General features: G+C 67.5%; 26 protein-coding genes and 1 tRNA gene. 23 read left to right on the top strand and 4 right to left on the bottom strand.

The window, feature by feature from the left end; translation table 11 throughout:
- Positions 1 to 27: 27 nt before the first annotated feature.
- Positions 28 to 1,299, bottom strand: a complete 1,272-nt coding sequence (locus RWO33_RS06695) for an MFS transporter (RefSeq protein WP_314103473.1) — start codon at positions 1,297 to 1,299, stop codon at positions 28 to 30.
- Between the two features lie 128 nt (positions 1,300 to 1,427).
- Here RWO33_RS06695 and RWO33_RS06690 point away from each other — a divergent pair, with 128 nt between their 5' ends.
- The gene (locus tag RWO33_RS06690; RefSeq protein ID WP_314103470.1) at positions 1,428 to 2,066 is read left to right on the top strand and encodes a hypothetical protein; all 639 of its coding nucleotides are present in this window, start codon (positions 1,428 to 1,430) and stop codon (positions 2,064 to 2,066) included.
- Between the two features lie 70 nt (positions 2,067 to 2,136).
- Here RWO33_RS06690 and RWO33_RS06685 read toward each other — a convergent pair whose 3' ends face one another.
- Positions 2,137 to 2,868, bottom strand: coding sequence for a DUF3011 domain-containing protein (locus RWO33_RS06685; RefSeq protein WP_145479415.1), 732 nt, complete (start codon positions 2,866 to 2,868; stop codon positions 2,137 to 2,139).
- Positions 2,869 to 3,026: 158 nt separating this feature from the next.
- Between RWO33_RS06685 and aspS the strand changes: the two genes are divergently transcribed.
- The 21 genes from aspS to RWO33_RS06580 all read left to right on the top strand — a co-directional run bounded on the left by aspS (position 3,027) and on the right by RWO33_RS06580 (position 20,778).
- On the top strand, positions 3,027 to 4,793 hold the full coding sequence (gene aspS / locus RWO33_RS06680) for an aspartate--tRNA ligase (protein WP_314103466.1): 1,767 nt from the start codon (positions 3,027 to 3,029) through the stop codon (positions 4,791 to 4,793).
- A gap of 88 nt (positions 4,794 to 4,881) precedes the next feature.
- Positions 4,882 to 5,211, top strand: a complete 330-nt coding sequence (locus RWO33_RS06675; protein ID WP_145479417.1) for a DNA primase — start codon at positions 4,882 to 4,884, stop codon at positions 5,209 to 5,211.
- 20 nt (positions 5,212 to 5,231) lie between these two features.
- Positions 5,232 to 5,753, top strand: a complete 522-nt coding sequence (locus RWO33_RS06670; protein ID WP_314103464.1) for a GNAT family N-acetyltransferase — start codon at positions 5,232 to 5,234, stop codon at positions 5,751 to 5,753.
- A 119-nt stretch (positions 5,754 to 5,872) separates the two neighbouring features.
- Complete coding sequence (locus RWO33_RS06665; protein WP_314103461.1) at positions 5,873 to 6,505, top strand: alpha/beta fold hydrolase; 633 nt, start codon at positions 5,873 to 5,875, stop codon at positions 6,503 to 6,505.
- A gap of 55 nt (positions 6,506 to 6,560) precedes the next feature.
- On the top strand, positions 6,561 to 7,292 hold the full coding sequence (locus RWO33_RS06660) for a YebC/PmpR family DNA-binding transcriptional regulator (protein WP_314103458.1): 732 nt from the start codon (positions 6,561 to 6,563) through the stop codon (positions 7,290 to 7,292).
- 14 nt (positions 7,293 to 7,306) lie between these two features.
- Entirely contained in the window at positions 7,307 to 7,828 is a 522-nt protein-coding gene (gene ruvC / locus RWO33_RS06655; protein ID WP_314103455.1) for a crossover junction endodeoxyribonuclease RuvC, read from the top strand.
- 10 nt (positions 7,829 to 7,838) lie between these two features.
- The gene (ruvA, locus tag RWO33_RS06650; protein ID WP_145479422.1) at positions 7,839 to 8,429 is read left to right on the top strand and encodes a Holliday junction branch migration protein RuvA; all 591 of its coding nucleotides are present in this window, start codon (positions 7,839 to 7,841) and stop codon (positions 8,427 to 8,429) included.
- A gap of 128 nt (positions 8,430 to 8,557) precedes the next feature.
- A complete protein-coding gene (locus tag RWO33_RS06645) occupies positions 8,558 to 10,399 on the top strand; it encodes a potassium transporter Kup (protein ID WP_314103500.1) in 1,842 nt (613 codons plus the stop codon).
- A gap of 199 nt (positions 10,400 to 10,598) precedes the next feature.
- Positions 10,599 to 11,639 (top strand): Holliday junction branch migration DNA helicase RuvB, encoded by a 1,041-nt coding sequence (gene ruvB / locus RWO33_RS06640; RefSeq protein ID WP_145479423.1) that lies wholly within the window; start codon positions 10,599 to 10,601, stop codon positions 11,637 to 11,639.
- Positions 11,629 to 12,060, top strand: coding sequence for a tol-pal system-associated acyl-CoA thioesterase (ybgC, locus tag RWO33_RS06635; RefSeq protein WP_145479424.1), 432 nt, complete (start codon positions 11,629 to 11,631; stop codon positions 12,058 to 12,060). The genes ruvB and ybgC overlap by 11 nt, the downstream gene beginning before the upstream one ends.
- A 10-nt stretch (positions 12,061 to 12,070) precedes the next feature.
- Entirely contained in the window at positions 12,071 to 12,850 is a 780-nt protein-coding gene (gene tolQ, locus RWO33_RS06630) for a protein TolQ (RefSeq protein WP_145479425.1), read from the top strand.
- Between the two features lie 23 nt (positions 12,851 to 12,873).
- The gene (gene tolR / locus RWO33_RS06625; protein ID WP_145479426.1) at positions 12,874 to 13,302 is read left to right on the top strand and encodes a protein TolR; all 429 of its coding nucleotides are present in this window, start codon (positions 12,874 to 12,876) and stop codon (positions 13,300 to 13,302) included.
- Positions 13,292 to 14,353 (top strand): cell envelope integrity protein TolA, encoded by a 1,062-nt coding sequence (gene tolA / locus RWO33_RS06620; RefSeq protein WP_314103450.1) that lies wholly within the window; start codon positions 13,292 to 13,294, stop codon positions 14,351 to 14,353. Before tolR ends, tolA begins: the two co-directional genes overlap by 11 nt.
- A gap of 142 nt (positions 14,354 to 14,495) precedes the next feature.
- Complete coding sequence (gene tolB / locus RWO33_RS06615; RefSeq protein WP_145479428.1) at positions 14,496 to 15,818, top strand: Tol-Pal system beta propeller repeat protein TolB; 1,323 nt, start codon at positions 14,496 to 14,498, stop codon at positions 15,816 to 15,818.
- 64 nt (positions 15,819 to 15,882) lie between these two features.
- Positions 15,883 to 16,398, top strand: coding sequence for a peptidoglycan-associated lipoprotein Pal (gene pal / locus RWO33_RS06610; protein ID WP_145479429.1), 516 nt, complete (start codon positions 15,883 to 15,885; stop codon positions 16,396 to 16,398).
- Positions 16,399 to 16,401: 3 nt separating this feature from the next.
- Positions 16,402 to 17,220 (top strand): tol-pal system protein YbgF, encoded by an 819-nt coding sequence (gene ybgF, locus RWO33_RS06605; protein WP_145479430.1) that lies wholly within the window; start codon positions 16,402 to 16,404, stop codon positions 17,218 to 17,220.
- A gap of 115 nt (positions 17,221 to 17,335) precedes the next feature.
- Positions 17,336 to 18,037 carry a 7-carboxy-7-deazaguanine synthase QueE gene (queE, locus tag RWO33_RS06600; RefSeq protein WP_314103445.1) on the top strand — a complete coding sequence of 234 codons (702 nt, stop codon included), beginning with the start codon at positions 17,336 to 17,338 and terminating at the stop codon, positions 18,035 to 18,037.
- A gap of 75 nt (positions 18,038 to 18,112) precedes the next feature.
- Positions 18,113 to 18,778 carry a 7-cyano-7-deazaguanine synthase QueC gene (queC, locus tag RWO33_RS06595; RefSeq protein WP_314103443.1) on the top strand — a complete coding sequence of 222 codons (666 nt, stop codon included), beginning with the start codon at positions 18,113 to 18,115 and terminating at the stop codon, positions 18,776 to 18,778.
- 73 nt (positions 18,779 to 18,851) lie between these two features.
- Positions 18,852 to 18,927: transfer RNA gene (locus tag RWO33_RS06590), tRNA-Lys, on the top strand.
- Between the two features lie 204 nt (positions 18,928 to 19,131).
- Complete coding sequence (locus RWO33_RS06585; RefSeq protein WP_314103440.1) at positions 19,132 to 20,034, top strand: NAD(P)-dependent oxidoreductase; 903 nt, start codon at positions 19,132 to 19,134, stop codon at positions 20,032 to 20,034.
- A 75-nt stretch (positions 20,035 to 20,109) separates the two neighbouring features.
- A complete protein-coding gene (locus tag RWO33_RS06580) occupies positions 20,110 to 20,778 on the top strand; it encodes an MliC family protein (protein WP_314103438.1) in 669 nt (222 codons plus the stop codon).
- A 38-nt stretch (positions 20,779 to 20,816) separates the two neighbouring features.
- On the opposite strand, the gene RWO33_RS06575 is transcribed toward RWO33_RS06580, so the two are convergent.
- Together RWO33_RS06575 and RWO33_RS06570 are read right to left on the bottom strand one after the other, a co-directional pair.
- Positions 20,817 to 21,479: a DUF3011 domain-containing protein gene (locus RWO33_RS06575; RefSeq protein WP_145479437.1), complete on the bottom strand. Its 663-nt coding sequence runs from the start codon at positions 21,477 to 21,479 to the stop codon at positions 20,817 to 20,819.
- Positions 21,480 to 21,948: 469 nt separating this feature from the next.
- A complete protein-coding gene (locus RWO33_RS06570) occupies positions 21,949 to 22,350 on the bottom strand; it encodes a response regulator (protein ID WP_314103435.1) in 402 nt (133 codons plus the stop codon).
- Positions 22,351 to 22,507: 157 nt separating this feature from the next.
- On the opposite strand from RWO33_RS06570, the gene RWO33_RS06565 reads away from it, so the two are divergent.
- Positions 22,508 to 22,678: zf-TFIIB domain-containing protein (locus tag RWO33_RS06565; RefSeq protein WP_314103498.1), on the top strand; the 171-nt coding region annotated here is incomplete at its 3' end.

The following is a 22,678-nucleotide window of genomic DNA, read 5'->3' as shown; positions in this document are numbered from 1 at the left end:
AGGTGGACGGGGTGGGTGTCGAAACAGTCAATGCACTTCCTTATCGGAGTCGATGGGTGGGGGATGGGGGGTGTCGGGTGGCGGCACGGCGTCGGTTTCCGGCATCAACTCCAGCGCTGCCGGCGTTGTGCGCAGCATCAGCCGGAACAGCACCGGGTGGGTGCGCAGCCGCGAGAAGCTCAGCAGGCGTGCGGTGGTGAACAGCGCCAGCATGCCGAGCACGGCGGCGAAGTACAGCGGCAGTGCAGGTGCGCCGAACTGCTGCATGGCGGCGCCGGCCAAGGCCGGACCGATCGCCGCGCCCACCCCATGCACCAGCAGCAGGCTGGAGCAACCGGAGAGCAGGTGTTCGCGCGGCAGGTAATCGAGCATGTGCGCGACCGCGAACGGATACAGCGAAAAGGCCAGGCCGCCGTACACGAAGAACAGGCCGAACAGCAGCCAGGTCTGCACCTGCACCATCGGCATGGCGGCGATCACTGCGATGCCGCCGGCAGCCAGGCACAGCGCGACCAGTCCGACGCGGCGATCGTGGCCGTCGCTGATATGCCCCAGCGGCCACTGCAGCAGGGCGCCACCGGCGATGGCGGTCAGCATGAAGCGGGCCACGCCGTCGCTGTCCAGGCCGATCTCGCCGGCGTACACCGGCAGCAGGCCCCAGAACGCGCCCATCGCAAGTCCCGACAGGCCAGCGGCCACCGTCGCAACCGGGGCCATGGCATATAGCCGGCTCAGTTTCAGGCGAGGAACCGAAGGCACTTCCGGCGGAGTCAGCCGGGTCGCGGTGATCGGCAGCACGGCCGCGCACACCAGCATCGCGATCAGCATGAACATCGACATGACCGGTGCATTGCTCACCATCAACAGGATCTGGCCCAGGGCCAGCGCGGACAGGTTCACCACCATGTAGAGCGAGAACGCGCGGCTGCGCTGGCGCGGGTCCGGCTCGGCGTTGAGCCAGCTTTCGATCACCGTGTACAGCCCCACCAGCGCGATGCCGGTGACGATGCGCAGCGCGCCCCACAACCACGCGTTGAGCCACAGCGGATGCAGCAGCACCGCGATGGCGGCGAGGGCGGAAAAGAAGGCGAACGCACGGATATGCCCGATGCGGCGGATCAGCGACGGTGCGAAGAAGGTGCCCATGAAGAAGCCGGCGAAATAACCGGACATCACCAGGCCCAACGTACCGGCACCGAAGCCGGCCTCACCACCACTCACCGCCAGCAAGGTGCCCAGAAGCCCGCTGCCGGTCAACAGCAGCGCTACGCCTGTGAGCAGGGCGGTCAGCCGCAACACGCGTGCGACCTTCGTGGGGAAGGCGAACCGGTCACGCTTGTTACCCTAACACAGTCGCAATAAACCCTTTGTTGCCGGAAATCGTCGGTGAATTTGCGCTGTGCGCGCATGCGGGCTAGGGTGGCTGCATGAGTCTGCACCGATATCTTCCGCTGGCGGCCGCCGTGCTGCTTGCCGCCTGCAGTGGCCAGCGCGACCAGGCCGCCCACGACGTTGCGATGGCCCCGGCCGACGCGTTCCTGGCCGCAGTGGCCGCACATTGCGGCAAGGCCTACGAGGGCCGCGTGGTGGTCAACCAGCCGCGCAGCACCACGCCCGATCCGTTCGACGGCAAGCGCCTGGTGATGCATGTGCGCGGGTGCGACGACGCCGCGCACGAGCTGCGCATTCCGTTCCATGTCGGCGACGATCATTCGCGGACCTGGGTGCTGAGCCGCACCGACACCGGCCTGCGCCTGAAGCACGACCACCGCCATGCCGACGGCAGCCCCGACGCGGTCACGATGTACGGCGGCGACAGCGCGCCGCCGGGCACCGCCCAGCGCCAGGCGTTCCCGGTCGACGCCGAGTCGGTGGCGATGTTCCGCAAGGCGGGCATGGCGGCATCGGTCACCAACACCTGGGCGATGGAGGTGGAGCCGGACGAGCAGTTCGTCTACGAACTCACCCGCCCGGGGGGGCGCGCGTTCCGGGTGGTATTCGACCTGGCCCACCCGGTGCCATTGCCGCCCGCACCGTGGGGCGCCGAGGCACCCCCGGCGCCGTAGAGCCACGCCCTGCGTGGCTGGTCTGCGTTCCGACACCGCGAAGCCACGCAGGGCGTGGCTCTACGGGCCTTCAGCGCGTACCGAACCGCGCCCGGCAGCCGTTGCTGACCCACAGCGCGTTGCCGCGGTAACCCCAGGTACGGCCTTCCACACAGGCACTGCCTGACAGCTGCTGGACCAGCGCCGGCCGCCCTTGGCGGGAGTCCCAGGCGCAGCTCTGCTGGCGGTTGTCGTTGCTGCTGCAGGTCACGGTGTAATTGTTGCCCGGGCCGCCCGGATTCCAGCCGCCCCCACGGCCTTCGACGAACTCGGCGCGGCAGCCGCCGCTGACCCAGACCTGCCGGTTGCGCGAGCCCCAGTTGCGGCCCTCCTCGCAGCGGGTATCGGAGAGCTGCCGGGACAGGCGCGCGCTGCGCCAGCCGGTGTCGCAGACTCGTTGACGGCTGTCGCGACTTTCGCAGCGGACCACCCCGTTGCCACTGCCAGGGTTCCAGCCGCCGCCACCGCCGGGATTCCAGCCCCCACCGGAACCGCTGAGCGAAGTGGCGATGTCCTGCTTGATCCGGGAAAAGCCCCAGGACGACCGGTTCACTTGGTCCAAATAGAAGCGCATCTGGTCGTCGGGGATGCGGCGTCCCCCGGACTGTTCAGCATATTCCTGGGAAATCACCCGCTGCTGGTCGGAAATGGACAGCGTGCGGAGGTTCTCGGGGGCGTAGGCGCGGGCACTGATCTGGGCGTGCAGGGTCGGAGCACTGCAGGCCAGGACGGCCGTGAGGCAGGCAACAGCGAGGCGGTTCATGGCAAATCCCCTTGCGCATGGTGGTCCGGGCACTATCTGCCCGGCCGGATCAAGCCCATGTGACCATCCGGGATTTGCCCCAACGGGTCGCCGGCCGCAGAATAACGGGCTGACCGGTGCCGCCTGGCGCCGGCAATCTCCTGCGGAGCTTTACCCCCATGCGTACCCACTTCTGCGGCCTGGTCGACGAGACCCTGATTGGCCAGACTGTCACCCTCGCCGGCTGGACCGACGTTGCCCGCAACCTGGGCGGCGTGTGCTTCATCGATCTTCGCGATCATGAAGGCATCGTGCAGGTGACGGTGGAGCCGACCGCAGGCGACGAGAATTCCGCGGAAGTGTTCAAGGTCGCCGCCAGCCTGGGCTACGAGGACGTGCTGCAGGTGGAAGGCGTGGTGCGTCGGCGCCATGCGGTGAACGACAAGATCCGCACCGGCCAGGTCGAGATCGTCGCCACCCGCATCACCGTGCTCAACAAGGCCGAGCCGCTGCCGTTCCACGCCCACGAGAACCCGGGCGAGGAAACCCGCCTGAAGTATCGCTACCTGGACCTGCGCCGGCCGGACATGCAGCGCATGCAGCGCACCCGCATCAAGCTGGTGCAGGCACTGCGCCGCCACCTCGATGCGGACGGCTTCCAGGACATCGAAACCCCGATCCTGACCAAGGCCACCCCGGAAGGCGCACGCGACTTCCTGGTGCCGGCGCGCATGCACCCGGGTGAGTTCTACGCGCTGCCGCAGTCGCCGCAGCTGTTCAAGCAGATCCTGATGGTGGCCGGCTTCGACCGCTACTACCAGATCGCGCGCTGCTTCCGCGACGAGGCCCTGCGCGCCGACCGCCAGCTGGAATTCACCCAGCTGGACATGGAGTTCGCCTTCGTGCGCGAGCGCGACGTGCAGGATTACGTGGAAGGCATGATCCGCGCCATCTTCAAGGAAGTGGTCGACGTGGAGCTGGCCGCCAGCTTCCCGCGCATGACCTGGGCCGAAGCCATGCGCCGTTACGGCTCGGACAAGCCGGACCTGCGCATCGCGCTGGAGCTGGTGGACGTGGCCGAACTGGTCAAGGCCAGCGAGTTCCCGGTGTTCACCGCCGCCGCCAACGATGCCGACGGCCGCGTCGCCGCGCTGCGCATTCCGGGTGGCGCCAGCCTGTCGCGCAAGCAGATCGACGAATATGCCGCGCATGCCGCCAAGTACGGCGCCAAGGGCCTGGCGTACATCAAGATCGGTGACAACGGCGAAGTCAGCTCGCCGATCGCCAAGTTCTTCAGCGAAGAAGCCTTTGCCGCGCTGGTGGCGCACGTGGGCGCCGGCAACGGCGACATCGTGTTCTTCGGTGCCGGCGGCTACAACAAGGTGTCCGACTTCATGGGCGCGCTGCGCCTGAAGGCCGGCAAGGACTTCAATCTGGTCGCCGATGGCTGGGCCCCGCTGTGGGTCACCGACTTCCCGATGTTCGAGTACGACGACGAAGCCCAGCGCTACGTCGCCCTGCATCACCCCTTCACCGCCCCGGCGGTGGACGACATCGCCGACCTGCGCGCCAATGCGAAGACCGCCGTCTCGCGCGGCTACGACATGGTGCTCAACGGCAACGAGATCGGTGGCGGTTCGATCCGTATCCATCGTTCGGACATGCAGAGCACGGTGTTCGAGCTGCTGGGCATCGGCGCCGAAGAGGCCGAAGCCAAGTTCGGCTTCCTGCTTGACGCGCTGCGTTTCGGCGCGCCGCCGCACGGTGGCATCGCGTTCGGCATCGACCGCATCGCCGCGCTGATGGCGGGCACCGAATCGATCCGCGACGTGATTCCGTTCCCGAAGACCACCGGCGCGCAGTGCCTGATGACCGGCGCCCCGTCGCCGATCCCGGACGAGCAGCTGGCCGAAGTGCACATCCAGGTCCGCCCGCGCAAGAATTGATCCTATGATCGATTCGATCGCACCCTCCCGGTAGCGCCGGCCGTTGGCCGGCCCCCCTCACCGTCACATCGCTCAGGAGATCCAGGTAATGACCGAGTTCGCGTTCGTATTGGAATGGGAAAAGCTGGGCAATGAAGGCACCGATGCCAACCTGGTGACCGAACGCGCGCGCGTGTTCGGCGGCTGGCTGGTGCGCGTGGGCACCAGCCCCGCTGCGATGGCGCTGACCTTCGTCGCCGATGGCGAAGGCCGCTGGGACGGTGAGGACTTCGGCGTCGAGGATTACGAGGACGACGAAGAAGACGAGGAAGAAGAAGAGTACGAAGAAGGCGAGGAAGACGAGGAAGACGAGGAGTACGAGGAAGAGGACGAGGAAGACGGCGAAGAGGAAGACGCCGCCAAGGGACCGCAGGCCTGACGCCTGCCCCGGACCCGTCCATGTACACCATCCGCCGCGCCGGCCCCGAAGACGCACCGACCCTGTCGGTGCTGGCCACCCGTACCTTCGTGGAAACCTTCGGCCATCTCTACCCGCCGCAGGATCTGCAGGACTTCCTCGACGAGGCCTACGCGGTCGAGCGCCAGAAGGTGATCCTGTCCCACCCGGACTATGCGGTCTGGCTGCTGGAGCGCGACGGCGTGGCCGTCGGCCATGCCGCGGCCGGGCCCTGCGGCCTGCCGCATGAGCAGGTGCAGCCCGGCGATGGCGAGCTCAAGCGCCTGTACCTGATCCGGGACGAGCAGAGCAGCGGCTGGGGCAGCCGGCTGCTGGAAACCGCGCTGGCCTGGCTGGAGCGCGACGGCCCGCGCACCCTGTGGCTCGGGGTGTGGTCGGAAAACTTCGGCGCCCAGCGCTTCTATGCCCGCTACGGATTCGAAAAGGTCGGTACCTACGAATTTCCGGTGGGGCAGGTGCGCGACCTGGAATACATCCTGCGGCGTCTGCCGCAGGCAAGCTGAACGGCCTGCGCGGTCGGTTATCGGGCCGGGCCCGGCTTCACCCGCCGTTCCCCGGTCCATTTGTCTAATAGAACCGTGTTCCCCCGTTGGAACGGTTCCCCACCGGCTACGCTGCGCCCATGAATCCCCCCGTTTTACTGCTGCACGGCATCTGGAATGCCCGCGCCTGGGTTGGCCCGTTGGCCTGGCGCCTGCGCGCGCGCGGCTTCAGCGTCGACACCTTCGGCTACGCCAGCGTGTTCGGTGGCCCCGACGTGGCCGTGCCGCTACTGTTGCAACGGCTCAAGGACACCGGCCCGGTGGCCCTGGTCGGGCACAGCCTGGGCGGGCTGGTCGCGCTGGAGGCGTTGCGCCGCCAGCCGGACCTGCCGGTGTCGCGGGTGGTCTGCCTGGGCTCGCCGCTGCGCGGCAGTGGCACCGCCCGCACGCTGGCCGAGCACGGCTGGTCGGCAGCGCTGGGGCGCAGCAGCGAGCTGCTGCTGGGCGGCCTGCCGAACTGGGAGGGCAGGGCGCAGGTCGGGCTGATCGCCGGCTCGGTGCCGCATGGCCTCGGCAGCCTGCTGGGGGCGATCGGCGATGCCTCCGATGGCACCGTGGCGCTGGACGAAACCCGACTGCCGGGCCTGGCCGACCATTGCGTGGTGGCCGCCAGCCACAGCGGGCTGGTGTTCTCCCCCGACGCCGCCCGCCAGACCGCAGCCTTCCTGCGCGATGGCTGCTTTCGCCCGGACCGGGCCGCGCACGCCGCCTGAGCGGCCGATCAGGTAGAATCCGCGCCCTGTTCCTGACGCACGCACGGAAACACCCATGGGTAGAGGCCCTTCCATCGAAAACCGCAAAAACGCGTCTGACGCGAAGCGCGGCAAGATTTTCACCAAGATCATCCGTGAGATCGGCGTTGCCGCGCGCGGCGGTGGAGGCGACCCCAACAACAACCCGCGCCTGCGCGTGGCCATGGACAAGGGCCTGGCCTCGAACATGTCCAAGGACGTGATCGAACGGGCCATCAAGAAGGCCACCGGCGAGCTGGAAGGCGTGGAGTACGAAGAGGTGCGCTACGAGGGCTATGCCCCCGGCGGCGTTGCCGTGATCGTGGACTGCCTGACCGACAACCGCGTGCGCACCGTGGCCGATGTCCGCCATGCGTTCAGCAAGTGCGGCGGCAACATGGGCACCGAAGGCTCGGTGTCGTTCATGTTCAAGCGCGTGGGCGTGCTGCACTTCGCCGGCGGCGCCAACGAAGACGCGGTGACCGAGGCGGCCATCGAGGCGGGCGCTGACGATGTAGTGGTCTACCCGGAGGACGGCGCCATCGACGTGCTGACCGCCGCGGAATTGTATCACGCGGTCAAGGAGGCGATGGACGCCGCCGGACTGAAGCCGGACCACGCCGAGCTCACCTTCCGCGCCGACAACGACATCAAGGTCGAAGGCGACACCGCACTCCAGGTCAAGAAGATGCTGGACATGCTGGAAGACCTGGACGACGTGCAGGACGTGTTCTCCAACGCCGACCTCGGCGCGGATGCCTACGCCTGACGGCGTAACCCGACATGATCCGCATCCTCGGCATCGACCCCGGTTCGCAACGGACCGGGGTCGGCATCATTGACGTCGACCCGTCCGGCAAGGTGCTGCACGTGCATCACCTGCCGCTGGTGCTGCTGGGGGCGGACGATTTCCCGCAGCGGATGAAGCTGCTGGTGCTGGGGCTGAACGCGCTGATGGAAGAATACCGCCCGCAGGAAGTGGCCATCGAGAAGGTGTTCATGGCGCGCAACCCGGATTCGGCGCTGAAGCTGGGCCAGGCACGCGGCGCGGCGATCTCGGCGGTGGTCATGCGTGACCTGCCGGTGCACGAGTACGCGGCCAGCGAGATCAAGCTGGCCGTGGTCGGGCGGGGCGGGGCGGAAAAGCAACAGGTCCAACACATGGTCGCGCTTATGCTCAACCTGAAAGCCAAGCTGCAGGCGGACGCCGCCGACGCGTTGGCGGTGGCCATCACCCATGCCCACGTACGGGCGACGGCGCAGCGCCTGGGCGTCAATGCACGCCAGGCGTGGAGCCGGAAATGAGGACATCTGCATGATTGGTCGTCTGCGTGGGATCGTGGCGTACAAGGCGCCGCCGTGGCTGCTGATCGACGTCAACGGGGTCGGCTATGAGCTGGAGGCGCCGATGAGCACCTTCTACGACCTGCCCGACCTGGGCCGCGAGGTGATCCTGTTCACCCACTATGCGCAGAAGGAAGACAGCGTGTCGCTGTACGGCTTCCTGCGCGAGGGCGAGCGCCGGCTGTTCCGCGACGTGCAGAAGGTCAGCGGGATCGGCGCGAAGATCGCGCTGGCGGTGCTATCCGGGGTAAGCGTGGACGAGTTCGCGCGCATGGTGCAGGCCGGCGACATCACCGCGCTCACCCGCATCCCGGGCATCGGCAAGAAGACCGCCGAACGCATGGTGCTGGAGCTGCGCGACCGCGCGGCCAACTTTGGCGGCGGCGGTGCACCGATCGCAGGTGCCGCGCCGGCCACCGACCCGGTGTCCGAAGCCACCGTGGCGCTGCAGCAGCTGGGCTACAAGCCGGCCGAAGCGGCGCGCATGGCGCGCGATGCCAACAGCGAGGGCGACGATGTCGCCACCGTGATCCGCAAGGCCCTGCAGGCCGCGCTGCGCTGAGCGCGCTGGCCTGATCTTCCACTGACCGACATCCCCTCCGGAGTCCCATGTCCAGCTCTTCCACCCAGCACGAGAACGGCCACGCCGGGCACGGCCATGCGGCGCCGGGCGCCAGCGGCCTGGCCCTGATGGTCGGTGCGATCGGCGTGGTGTTCGGCGACATCGGCACCAGCCCGCTGTACACCCTGAAGGAAGCCTTCTCCGAACACTACGGGCTGGTGGGTAACCATGACACCGTGCTCGGCGTGCTGTCGCTGGCGTTCTGGGCGCTGATGCTGGTGGTGACGCTGAAGTACGTCACCATCATCATGCGCGCCGACAACGATGGCGAAGGCGGCATCATGGCGCTGATGGCGCTGACCCAGCGCACCATGCGCAACGGCTCGCGCTCGGCCTACGTGGTCGGCATCCTGGGCATCTTCGGCGCCTCGCTGTTCTTCGGCGACGGCGTCATCACGCCGGCCATCTCCGTGCTCGGCGCGGTGGAGGGCCTGGAAGTGGCCGCGCCCGGGCTGCACGCGTTCATCGTACCGATCACCGTGGTGGTGCTGCTGCTGGTGTTCGCCGCGCAGCGCTTCGGCACCGAGAAGATCGGCAAGGCGTTCGGGCCGATCACCTCGGTGTGGTTCGTGTCGCTGGCCGCGATCGGCATCTGGAACATCGTCGATGCGCCGGAAGTGCTGAAGGCATTCAACCCGATCTGGGGCGTGCGCTTCTTCATGGACCATGGCTGGCACGGCATCTTCATCCTGGGCGCGGTGGTCCTGGCGGTCACCGGTGGCGAGGCGCTGTACGCGGACATGGGCCACTTCGGGGCCAGGCCGATCCGCCATGCCTGGTACTTCTTCGTGCTGCCGTGCCTGGTGCTGAACTACCTGGGGCAGGGCGCGCTGGTGCTCAACGACCCCGGCGCGGTGAAGAACCCGTTCTTCGAGGCGGTGCCGGACTGGGCGCTGTACCCGATGATCGTCCTGGCCACCATGGCTGCGGTGATCGCCTCGCAGTCGGTGATCACCGGTGCGTTCTCGGTCTCGCGCCAGGCCATGCAGCTGGGTTACATCCCGCGCATGCGCATCACCCACACCTCGCACGACACCATCGGCCAGATCTACATCCCCGGCATCAACTGGGGCATCGCGGTGATGGTGATCGGGCTGGTGCTGGCCTTCCGCAGCTCGTCCAACCTGGCGGTGGCCTACGGCATCTCGGTATCGGCGACGATGCTGATCGATACCCTGCTGCTGGCCCTGGTGGCGCGCGCGCTGTGGCCGACCTCGCGTTACTGGATCATCCCGCTGTGCGTGGTGTTCTTCATCATCGACCTGGGCTTCGTGATCGCCAACGGCGCCAAGCTGCTGCAGGGCGCCTGGTTCCCGGTGGTGCTGGGCATCGTGCTGTTCACCATGATGCGTACCTGGCGCCGGGGGCGCGAGCTGCTGCGCGATGAGATCCGCAAGGACGGCATCCGCCTGGACACCTTCCTGCCCGGCCTGATGCTGGCCCCGCCGGTGCGCGTGCCGGGCACCGCAGTGTTCCTCACCGCCGACCCCTCGGTGGCCCCGCACGCGCTGATGCACAACCTCAAGCACAACAAGGTGCTGCACGAGCGCAACGTGTTCCTGCACGTGGAGACCCTGCCCATTCCGTACGCGATGGAAGGGCAGCGGCTGAAGATCGAGTCGGTGGGCGACGAGTTCTACCGGGTGTTCGTGCGCTTCGGCTTCATGGAGACCCCGGACGTGCCGCTGGCGCTGATGCGCTCGTGCGACCACGGCGGGATCTACTTCGATCCGATGGACACCACCTTCTTCGCCAGCCGCGAAACCATTGTCGCCACCGCCAACCGCGGCATGCCGATCTGGCGCGACAAGCTGTTCGCGCTGATGCACCGGAACGCAGCGCCGGCGACGGGGTTCTTCCGGATCCCCGGAAATCGCCTCGTCGAGCTCGGCGCCCAGGTCGAGATCTGACTGCGTCAGACCTCGACCTGCGGCCCAAGATTTGCTGCGCAAACCTCGGGTCCCGGGGCATTCCACCTTATCCCCGCGCCGTTGGCGCGCCCCCTTGAACAACAAGGGGGCTCTCCCCCAGACGCGTCGTCGGTAGCGCCGGCCGTTGGCCGGCCCGCAGGAAGCCCCGAAACATGCGTCATTGCTTCATAATCGGGCAATGACCGACGACCGCATCATTGGTGCCGGTGCCACCCGCGAGGATGACACCACCGACGCCAGCATCCGCCCCAAGCGCATGGCCGATTACCTTGGCCAGGCGCCCGTGCGCGAGCAGCTGTCGATCTACATCGAAGCGGCCAAGGCCCGCGGCGATGCGCTGGACCATGTGCTGATCTTCGGGCCGCCGGGCCTGGGCAAGACCACCCTGAGCCACGTGATCGCCAACGAACTGGGCGTGGCGCTGCGGGTGACCTCCGGGCCCGTGATCGAAAAGGCCGGCGACCTGGCTGCGCTGCTGACCAACCTGCAGCCGCACGACGTGCTGTTCGTGGACGAGATCCACCGCCTGTCGCCGGTGGTGGAGGAAGTGCTGTACCCGGCGATGGAAGACTTCCAGATCGACATCATGATCGGCGAAGGCCCCGCGGCCCGTTCGATCAAGATCGACCTGCCGCCGTTCACCCTCATCGGCGCCACCACCCGGGCCGGCCTGTTGACCGCGCCGCTGCGCGACCGCTTCGGCATCGTGCACCGGCTGGAGTTCTACACCCCGGAAGAGTTGACGAAGATCGTCCGGCGCTCGGCCGCCATCCTCGGCATCGACTGCACCGCCGAAGGCGCGGCGGAGATCGCGCGGCGCTCGCGCGGCACCCCGCGCATCGCCAACCGGCTGCTGCGCCGGGTGCGCGACTACGCCCAGGTCAAGGCCGCCGGCCATATCGACCAGGACGTGGCCCAGGCCGCCATGCAGATGCTGAAAGTGGACCCGGAAGGCTTCGACGACCTCGACCGGCGCATGCTGCGCACCCTGATCGACTACTTCGACGGCGGCCCGGTGGGCGTGGAATCGATGGCCGCGGCGCTGTCCGAAGAGCGCGGCACGCTGGAAGACGTGGTCGAACCGTATCTGATCCAGCAGGGCTTCCTGGTGCGCACCGCGCGCGGCCGCATGGCCACGCACAAGGCTTATCGCCACCTCGGCCTGAAACCCAAGAACCCGCCCGCCGACCTGTTCGCGGAGGTGCCGGATGTCGGTTGACGCCCGGTTCAGTTGGCCGACACGCATATATTGGGAAGATACCGACGCTGGCGGGGTGGTCTACCACGCCCGCTACGTGGCCTTCATGGAACGGGCGCGCACCGAATGGATGCGGGCCTTGGGTTACGGCCAGGAACGCACCCGCACCGAGCATGGCCTGGTGTTCGCGGTCCGGTCGATGACCCTGGACTTCCTCAAGCCGGCGCGGCTGGACGACGCGCTGGACGTGACGGCCACGCTGGTGCAGTGCAAGCGCGCCAGCATGGTGTTCGACCAGGCAGTGCGTCGCGGCGATGAAACGCTGCTGACCGCGCAGGTCAGGATCGCGGCATTGGACGCTGCCACATTCAAACCGCGCGGCATGGACGATGTCCTCCATGCCGCGTTGAAACCCTACGTAATTCAAACAGCCGCATATTGAGGAACAACGGATGATCGGAATGCTCCTGGCCCTGCAGGCCACGGTGGTCGAAGCGCTGCCGCAGGAAGTCACCAGCGCCGCGTCGCAGACCGTCGCGCAAGCCGCGCACGGCGGTGGCATCAACTACCTGGACCTGATGATCAAGGCCAGCCTGCCGGTGAAGATCATCGTGCTGCTGCTGCTGGCCGGGTCGTTCATCAGCTGGGTGATCATCTTCCGCAAGGCGCGCGTGTTCAACGCCGCCAACCGCGAGGCCGACGAGTTCGAAAGCCGCTTCTGGTCCGGTGCCGACCTGGGCAAGCTGTACAGCGCCGCCACCGACCGCAACCGCAAGGTGGGTGGGCTGGAAGCGATCTTCGAAGCCGGCTTCCGCGAGTTCACCCGCCTGCGCGACAAGCGCCGCCTGGACGGCCGTGCCCAGCTGGAAGGCGCGCAGCGCGCCATGCGCACCACCTTCACCCGTGAAGTGGACCAGATGGAACGCAGCCTGGAGCTGCTGGCCAACATCGGTTCGACCGCACCGTACGTGGGCCTGGTCGGTACCGTGTTCGGCATCATGGTGACCATGCACGACATGATCAACAGCGGCGAGCAGGCCGGCATCGCCTCGGTCGCGCCGGGTATCTCCGAAGCGCTGTTCGCCACCGCCATCGGCCTGTTCGTGGCGATCCCGGCGGTGTGGGCCTACAACCGCTTCACCACCCGCGTCGAGCGCCTGTCGGTCCGCTATGAAACCTTCGCCGAAGAGTTCAGCTCGATCCTGCAGCGCCAGTCCGCGGGCGACGAGTAAGCGCCCAGCACAAGGATCACGCCATGACCGCTGCCATCGGCCGCCGCAAGCGCCGCAAGCTCAAATCCGAAATCAACGTCGTGCCGTACATTGACGTCATGCTGGTGCTGTTGATCATCTTCATGGTCACCGCGCCGCTGCTCACCCTGAGCTTTGAAGTGGACCTGCCCAGTTCGCAGGCCAAGGCGCTGGAAAGCAAGCAGGACCCGGTGATCGTCTCGGTACGCCTGGACGGCCAGCTCAGCCTGAAACTGCCCGAAGCCAAGGAGCCGGCGCCGATGGATCCGGCCCAGCTGCAGGCCCAGCTCGGCGCGCTTGCCGCGCAGGACAAGAACCTGCGCGTGATCGTGGCCGCCGACAAGGCCGTGGCCTACGAAAAAGTGGTCGCGGCCATGGACGTGATCAAGCGCGCCAACGTGGAAAAGGTGGGCCTGGCGACCGATGCACGCTGAAGCCCTGCCACCGCAGCGCCAGCCGGAAGGCGAGTGGGGCCTGCCGATCGCCCTGGCGATCCTGGTCCACGTGCTGCTCGCGCTGGTGTTCATCGCCGCCTGGCTGTGGTCGCCCCAGCGCAGCACCGAAGCCGCCGCGGGCGACCCCGCCATTGAAGCCAGCCTGCAGCTGAGCGCCTCCGAGGCCGCCGCCGCGCGCCAGGCGCTGCGCGCCTCGGAAAAACTGCCCGACCTGCCGGAGCCGGTGGCCGAGCCGGTTCCGATCGAGGAAGACACCGTCCCGCCGCCGCAGCCGCTGCCCGAGCCGCGCCCGCAGGACGCGCCGACCCCGCAGCAGCAGAATGCCCAGGAGCGCATCGCGCAGCCGGACACGGTCGACCAGGAGGCGGTCAACGCGCTCTCGATCTCCGCAGAGAAGGCCAAGCAGGAACAGGAAGCCAAGCGCCGCCAGGAGCAGATCGACCTGACCGAGCGCAAGCGCGTGGAAGAGGCTGAGCAGAAGCTGCGCTTGGCCAAGCAGCAGGAAGCCGCCGAGCAGAAGAAGAAGCTGGCCGAGCAGGAACAGAAGGCCAACGACGTAAAAGCCGAGGCCGAGCGCCAGAAGAAGATCGCCGAGATCCGCAGCCGCCGCGAGGCAGCGGAGAAGGAAGCCAAGCTGGCCGAGCAGAAGCTGCGCCAGGTCACGGCCGCGCGGGCCGCGGCGGGGCAGGCCAGCGCCGGTTCCAGCGGTGCATCGCAGCCGGCCGCCGGTGGCGGCGGGACCAGCGACGACCTGTCCGCCAAGTACGCCGCCGCCATCCAGCAGAAGGTGCTGGCGCAGTGGCAGCGCCCGGACTCGGTGCCGCTGGGGCAGAAATGCCAGATCGTGATCACCCAGATCCCGGGCGGCCAGGTGCTGCAGGCCAAGGTCAGCCCGAGCTGTCCGTTCGACGAGGCCGGCAAGCGCTCGATTGAAGCGGCCGTGCTGAACGCCCAGCCGCTGCCCTACCGTGGCTTCGAGAGCGTGTTCGCGCGCACGGTCAACTTCAACTTCACCGCCCAGGATCGTTGATCCCGGGCGGTCGGTTTCGTTAATGGCCCGTGATTTCCCGCCGGGCACCACTCGGATTTCACACCCGGTTGGTTCATGATTGCGAAACTGTTCACCGCACTGCTGTTATCCCTCGTTCTGGTTTTCCCCCTATAGAGCGCCCATGAAGAAGATGCCTCGCTGGTTTGCCGTGTTCGCGGCTTTGTTGTTCCTGCCTTTCGCCGCCGCTGCGCAGCAGAGGGGCCTGGATATCGACATCATCGGCGGCAACGCCTCCGCGCTGCCCATCACCGTGGTGCCGATGCCCTACCAGGGTTCGGGCGCCGCCCCGCAGACCGACGTGGCGCAGGTGGTTCGCGCCGACCTGGAGCGTTCGGGCCAGTTCCGCACCCTTCCCGAAGCGCAGATCGTCGAAAAGCCGACCCGTGGCAGCGAGATCCAGTTCGCCACCTGGCGCGCGCTGAAGCAGAACTACATCGTCGTCGGCCGGGTCATGGACGCCGGTGCCGGCGCCTACCGCGTCGAGTACGAGCTGTATGACGTGCCCAAGGGCGAGCGCCTGCTGGGCCTGGCGATGACCGCCCGTGGCAATGCCATGCGCGACGTCGCCCACCAGATGGCCGACGCCATCTACGAAAAGATCACCGGTGTGCGCGGCGCCTTCTGGACCCGCATCGCCTATGTCACCGCCAGCGGCAAGGGCGATGCCATGCGCTACGCGCTGATGGTGGCCGACTCGGACGGCTACAACCCGCAGACCATCGTGCGTTCGGCCGAACCGCTGCTGTCGCCGTCGTGGAGCCCGGATGGCAACCGCCTGGCTTACGTGAGCTTCGAGCGTGGCAACTCGGCGATCTACATCCAGAACATCGCCACCGGCGCCCGTGAGCTGGTGACCAGCTTCCGTGGCATCAACAGCGCCCCGTCGTTCTCGCCGGATGGCCGCCGCCTGGCCCTGTCGCTGTCGCGCAGCGGCAATCCGGAAATCTACGTCATGGACCTGGGCAGCAAGCAGCTCACCCAGCTCACCAACCATTTCGCCATCGACACCGAGCCGACCTGGAGCGCTGACGGTTCCAGCGTCTACTTTACCTCCGACCGTGGCGGCCGCCCGCAGATCTACCAGGTCTCCGCCGGCGGTGGCAGCGCCTCCCGCGTGACCTTCCAAGGGAACTACAACGCCACCCCGAGCATCTCCTACGACGGCAAGAAGCTGATCGTCGCGCAGGGCAGCGGCAACACCTACAAGATCGCGATGATGGACAGCAGCCTGGGCTCGCCGCGCTGGAGCACGCTGTCGCCGGGCTCGCTGGATGAGTCGCCGACCTTCGCCCCCAACGCAAGCATGGTGCTGTACGCCGCCCGCGAAGGTGGTCGTGGGGTTCTGTATGCGGTATCGGCCGACGCGCGCGTCCGCCAGCGCCTGGTGCTGGCCGACGGTGATGTTCGCGAACCTTCGTGGTCGCCATACCGTACAAAGCGCTAACAGAGTGTTAAGATCCCCACCGTATTCATCCCACATCCGGCTTTAGGAGCCTCAAAGGTATTTCATGAACAAGACCTCCCGCGTTTTGCTTGTCTCCCTGTTGTCCGTGGCCGTCCTGGCCGGTTGCTCCAAGAAGGTCAAGGAAGTTCCGGAAGCTCCGGTTGACACCGGCAGCACCACCCAGCCGACCGGCCCGTCGACCTCCGGCCTGTACGGCCCGGGCGACCTGGACACCGATGCCTGCCTGCGTCAGCGCGTTGTGTACTTCGACCTGGACCAGGAAGACATCAAGTCCGAGTTCCAGGCGATCATGGCGTGCCACGCCAAGTACCTGCGTGACCGTCCGTCGGCCCGCATCACCCTGCAGGGTCACACCGACGAGCGCGGTTCGCGTGCGTACAACCAGGCCCTGGGCGAGCGTCGTGGCAATGCCGTGAGCTCGGCCCTGCAGGCCAACGGTGGTTCGGCTTCGCAGCTGACCGTCGTGTCCTACGGCGAAGAGCGTCCGGTCTGCACCGAGTCGGGCGAAGCCTGCTGGTCGCAGAACCGTCGCGCCGAAATCGTCTACACCGCGCAGTAATCCATGCGCATCGGCATCAAAACCCTGATGCTGGTCGTTGCGGCAGCCCTCGTGGCTGCCGCACCGGCGCAGGCCCAGCGGCAGAGCCTGGCCGACCGTGTTGGCGCACTCGAGCAGCAGGCCTACAACAACAGCTCCAACCAGGACCTGTTGAACCAGGTCAACCAGCTGCGTCAGCAGATGCAGCAGCTGCAGAGCACGCTTGAGCAGCTCCAGCACGAAAACGCCCAGTTGAAGCAGACCTCGCAGGACCAGTACCTGGACCTGGACGGACGTCTGAACCGCATTGAAGGGGGCAGCGCCCCGATCCTTCCGGCCGCTCCGGCCGCGAATGCTCCCGCCGCCGCACCCAAGCCCGCCCTACCGGCAGCGGCCGCCACCGAGCGGCCGCCTTCCGTGCATGGCGACCCGGGCAGCCTGGCCGCCAGTGGCGACGAGCGCACCGCCTACAACGTCGCCTTCGATTCGCTCAAGGCCGGCAAGTACGACGACTCGGCGCAGCTGTTCCTGAGCTTCCTCGAGCTGTACCCGAACGGCGTCTACACCCCCAATGCCCTGTACTGGCTGGGTGAGAGCTACTACGCCACCCGCAATTACCCGCTCGCCGAGGCGCAGTTCCGCGACCTCCTGGCGCGCTATCCGACCCATGACAAGGCCTCCGGTGGCCTGCTCAAGGTCGGCCTTTCGCAGTATGGCGAAGGGAAAATCGACGAAGCCCAGGCCACCCTGGAACAGGTCGTCAGCACCTATCCCGGCTCGGACGCCGCGCGCACCGCGCAGGACCGTCTGCAGGCCATCCGCCTCGGCCAGCAGATCCGCTGAGGCCCCCACCGGCCAAGGCCGGTATAATCGGGCGCATCAAACCGCACCACCCGCGTAGAGCCAGGCCCTGCCTGGCTGCTCTCGTTTCCGCCGCCGCACCGCCTGACCCACCATCATGACCACCGCCGCCACCGCCGCCGCCGTCGCTACCCCCAGCGAGATCGTGCAATCCCCCCTGCCACGGCTGAAGATCACCGAGATCTTCACCTCCCTGCAGGGCGAAGCCGATACCGCCGGCTGGCCGACCGTGTTCGTGCGCCTGACCGGCTGCCCGCTGCGCTGCACCTACTGCGACACCGCGTACGCCTTCCACGGTGGCACCTGGTGGGACATCGACGCCATCGTGGCCGAAGTGCTGGCCCAGGGCGTGCACCACGTCTGCGTGACCGGCGGTGAGCCGCTGGCCCAGAAGCGCTGCCTGGTGCTGCTGGAGAAGCTGTGCGAGGCCGGCTTGGACGTTTCGCTGGAGACCTCCGGCGCGCTGGACGTGAGCGCGGTGGACCCGCGGGTGTCGCGCGTGGTCGACCTCAAGACCCCCGACTCCGGCGAAATGGCGCGCAACCGCCTGGACAACCTGCCGCTGCTGACCCGCCGCGACCAGATCAAGTTCGTGCTGTGCAGCCGCGAGGATTACGAGTGGGCCCGCGCCATGGTCCGCGAGCATCGCCTAAACGAGCGCTCCATGGTGCTGTTCTCGCCCAGCAAGGGCCAGGTCAGCCCGCGCGAGCTGGCCGACTGGATCGTCGAAGACCGCCTGCCGGTGCGCTTCCAGATGCAGCTCCACAAGATCCTATGGGACGACGAGCCCGGGCGATGAGCCTGTTCGACCTCCCTTGATGTACCGGCGCGGGACAGCGTGCTGGCTTTCCCGCAACCCACCGGAAACACCCTCATGAAGAATGCAGTTGTCCTCCTGTCCGGCGGCATGGATTCCGCCGCTGTCGTCGCCATCGCCCGCGAGCAGGGCTTCGCCGTGCACGCCCTGAGCGTCCGCTATGGCCAGCGCCATACCTCGGAACTGGACGCCGCCGCCGCCGTGGCCCAGGCCCTGGGCGTGGTCGCGCACAAGACCGTCAATGTCGACCTGCGCAGCATCGGCGGCTCGGCCCTGACCGACGACATCGACGTGCCTGAAGCGGGCGGCGAGGGCATTCCGGTTACCTACGTGCCGGCGCGCAACACCATCATGCTGTCGGTGGCGCTGGGCTGGGCCGAAGTGCTGGGCGCCAACGACATCTTCTGCGGCGTCAACGCGGTGGACTATTCCGGCTACCCCGACTGCCGCCCCGAGTTCATCAGCGCCTTCCAGACCCTGGCCAACCTCGCCACCAGGGCGGGCGTGGAAGGGGCGGGCATCCAGGTGCACGCGCCGCTGCAGTTCCTGAGCAAGGCCGACATCGTGCGTGAAGGCGTGCGCCTGGGCGTGGACTTTGGCCTGACCGTGTCCTGCTACAACGCCGACGCCACCGGCGCGGCCTGCGGCCACTGCGACGCCTGCCGGCTGCGCGCCCAGGGCTTCGCCGACGCCGGCGTGGCCGACCCGACCCGCTACGCCTGATCGCGACGGGGTACGCCTGCGCCGCAAGATGGGTTAGAATGCGCACCCCCGGCGTGAAGTCGGGGCATGCAATGGGCCGTTAGCTCAGTCGGTAGAGCAGAAGACTTTTAATCTTTTGGTCGATGGTTCGAATCCATCACGGCCCACCAATTGCATGAGAAATCCGGGCGCCCTTGGGGCGCCTTTTTTGTGGCCGTGTGTATCAACCGACGACGTGCTCCGGCAACCCTTCAACGTTTCGGAGCACGCGGCGCAACGCGTTCGCTCCGGTGGGCCGATTCCGGCACCGGTCAAGCCACGCAGGGCGTGGCTCTACTACACTTCGGGCATCCCGGTAGCTCCCGGGCGCTGACGTGTGCTCTCCAGTGAAGATTCTCCTGACAGGAAGTTCAGGCCGAGTGGGTCGCGCTATCTTTGGCGCGTTGGCCTCCCGCCACGATGTGGTGGGCATCGACCGCAGTCCGTTTGCGACCACGCGTCACGTGGCTGATTTCACCGATACCCGCATTCTGTCCAAAGCGCTGCAGGGCGTGGATGCGGTCATCCACGCCGCCGCGCTGCATGCGCCGCACGTCGGGCTGTTCAGCGACAGCGAGTTCCAGCGCATCAATGTGGAAGGCACCCGCACGTTGGCGATGCTGGCCCGCGATTCGGGGGTGGGGCGGCTGGTCTTTACCAGCACCACCGCGCTGTACGGGCACGCGATCGTGCCCGGGCGGTGTACCTGGGTGGACGAGGACACGCCGCCGCTGCCGAAGACCGTTTACCACCGCTCCAAGCTCGCCGCCGAGCAGTGGCTGGAAGAGGCTGCGGGACCGGAGCTGCAGGTGCGGGTGATCCGGATGTCGCGCTGCTTCCCGGAAACACCCGACCGCATGCTGCTGTACCGTCTGCACCGGGGCATCGACGTGCGCGATGTCGCCGACGCGCACGTTGCGGCGCTGGGCAACGGCGGCCCCGCGTTCCAGCGCTACCTTGCCAGTGGCTGGACGCCGTTCGAGCGCGAAGACTGCGACACCCTGGTCAGCCGCCCGCGTGACGTGCTGGCCCTGCGCTGCCCTCAGTGGCTGGCCGAGTACGATCGGCGCGGCTGGTCGCTGCCGGTGGTGGATCGGATCCATGATCCACGCGCGGCCAGCGTCGGGCTGCAGTGGCGCAGTTGGCGTGGGCCCGAATCGATCCTGGCGCAGCTGGAGGCCGGCAGCATCGAAGTCCTGCCGGAGTCCGCACGCACGGACGACTGCACGATTGAATAGGGACGTGCGTACACGCGGCCTGGGCGTCGCATGGCGCAGACTGGCCGCGTTTGCTTTCACTGCAGTGGAGTTGCCATGAACCGTTTTGTGCTGATCGGCCTGGGCGCACTTGCGCTGGCCGCCTGCAAGCCCGCCCCGAGCGATCCGGCGACGCGTGCCGCTCCGGCTACGCCGACCAATGAATCGCCGGCCCCGATTACGTCGCCCGCGGCGCCTGCCACCGGCGCGAAGGAGGGGCCGTCGTTCGACTGTGCCAAGGCCGCCAACGACGCCGAGAAGACGGTCTGCGGCGACGCCCGCCTATCCGCGCTGGATCGCGAGCTTGCCGCCCTGTACCGCGCGGCGCAGACCGGGCCGGGCGAGCTGGATGTCGCAGCCGAACAGCGCGGTTGGATCAAGGGCCGCGACGCCTGCTGGCAGGCGGTGGATGCCAATCGCTGCCTGCTGGAGTCCTACCAGACCCGCATCGTCGAGCTGCGCCTGGCGTCGCCGTCGGCACCCGCCGCGAAGGCGGTGCAGTATGCCTGCGACGACGCCAGCAAGCCGCTTTCCGTGGTGTTCTACAACGCGTTGGACCCGCAGGTGGCGGTCATCCGCCTGGGGCGCGACCAGGCCATCGCCTTTGCCGCACCCTCGGCGAGCGGCGCCCGGTATACGCGCGAAGGGGTGGAGTTCTGGGAACACCAGGGCGAAGCCACGCTGGACTTCTATGGCACGCGCCTGAGCTGCAAGATCGGCGGATGAACAACGGGCGCCGGCCCGCGGGCCGGCGCCTGTGGCGGTCAGCGAACGCGGCGGTAGCGGACCTCGTTCTGGCGGTCGCCCACTTCGGTGGTGACGAAGCCATCGCGACTCTGGTTGATGTCGAACACGCTGTTGCCCACGTTGAGCTGGCCGCCGTTGACCCAGCCGGACAGATTCTGCCCGCGCGCCTGCGCCGACATGCGGCCGTCGGCGTCGATGCGCATGCGGATGTCGGTGTTGTACATCGGGTTGTAACCTTCGAACTCGCCGATCATCCAGTTGGGCACGTACGAGGTATGGCGCGCGCCCTGGTAGTTGTCATCGTCGTAGCGCTCATCCTGCTTGTTGGCGTTATGCACCAGCGCGCCCAGGATGGCAGCCCCGACCAGCACGCCGGCCGCCACCTTGGCGTCGTGGTTGTCGTCATCGCGGTCATGGTGGCGGTCGTCGCCGCGCACGCGGAACGAGGCGCGGCAGCCGTCATCGACCCACACGTTGCGGCGGTCGTAGTCCCAGCTGCGGCCCTGGCGGCAATCGGCGCCGGACAGCTTGCGGTCAAGGGTGACGTAGCCGGCGTAGGGGAGGGCACAGGACTGGTAACGGTTGTCCCGGCTTTCGCAGGTGACGAAATCATCGGCGCGGGCGTCGGCCAGCGAGGCCAGCAGCAACAACGGGGTGCCCAGCAGTATTCGGGTCTGCATGTTTCGGCTTCCAGTCAGGGAGTGGGGCCACGGCGCGACCCCGTCCGGCGAACGATGCGCAGACTTGGATGAAATCCGCATGAAAGGGTAGGCTTTCTCCGCGCCAGGCGGGCGCATATGCGGAATGGCCTTCATGCGTATACGACAGGGACTACTGGGGCTGTTGCTGCTGGCGAGCGTATGCGCCGGCCAGGCTGAAGCAGGGAATACACCGTGCTCGGGAAAGAAGGGAGGCGTCTCCCACTGTGCCGGTGGATCTTTTGTCTGCAACGACGGCTCTATCAGTGCGTCGAAGAAGGTATGCACGGTCGGCGGCGGCGCGCGGGTGGCGCCGGCAACAGCGGTGCCGGTGAGCTCCGGAAATTGCCCTTGCAGCAGCGGTAATCTGTGCACGGGGCCACGCGGGGGTCGCTACTGCCTCACACCTGCGGGCAACAAGAGCTACAAGCCGCGTAACTGATGCCTGGCCTCATGCTGCCCGGTCGACGTCGTGGTCGCCGAAGCAGGCGCGGATGGCGTCCAGCAGTTCGCTCATCGAATAGGGCTTGGGCAGGAAGTGGATGCCCGGGGCCAGCTGCGGGGTGACGCGGTCCGGCTGCAGGCCGGAAGTGACCAGCACCGGCAGGCTGGGGAACTGCTGGCGGATGCGCTGGGCGGCGTCGATCCCGCTCAGCCCGCCCAGGCAGACGTCGGTGAAGACCAGGTCGAAGCGCTTGCCGGCCTGCAGGAGGCCAAGCGCGGCTTCCGCCGAGCTGACGGCGGCGACTTCGCAGGCCTGGCTTTCCAGGGTGAGGCGGCTCAGCTCACGGGTGTCTTCGGTATCTTCGATCAACAGCACGCGCGGTTCGACGTGGCGCTTGGACAACAGCATGACGCGGGTTTCCCTGGAAATTGGAGCGGGGCGGCGCGGAGTATGGGCAGCGCCGGGTGAGGAGATCGTGCAAGCAGCGCCCTGAACGCCGGGTTTGTTGCCAAACGGTCAGGAAGGTCACGGTACAGTCGGGCTTTGTCCACTGGGAGACAGTTCCATGCAATGCCCCGTATGCACGACCCAGGCCCTGGTGATGTCCGAACGCCAGGGGATCGAGATCGATTACTGCCCGCAATGCCGGGGCGTGTGGCTGGACCGTGGCGAGCTGGACAAGATCATCGAGCGCTCGGCCGGTGCTGCCGCGCCCGCGCCGGTCCAGGCCGCCGCG

The sequence above is a fragment of the uncultured Stenotrophomonas sp. genome (genome assembly GCF_963519925.1).
In the GTDB taxonomy this organism is placed as follows: Bacteria; Pseudomonadota; Gammaproteobacteria; order Xanthomonadales; family Xanthomonadaceae; genus Stenotrophomonas; species Stenotrophomonas maltophilia_AE.
The sequence above is the reverse complement of the archived record's forward strand: the minus strand, read 5'-3'. Positions and strand labels throughout refer to the sequence as shown.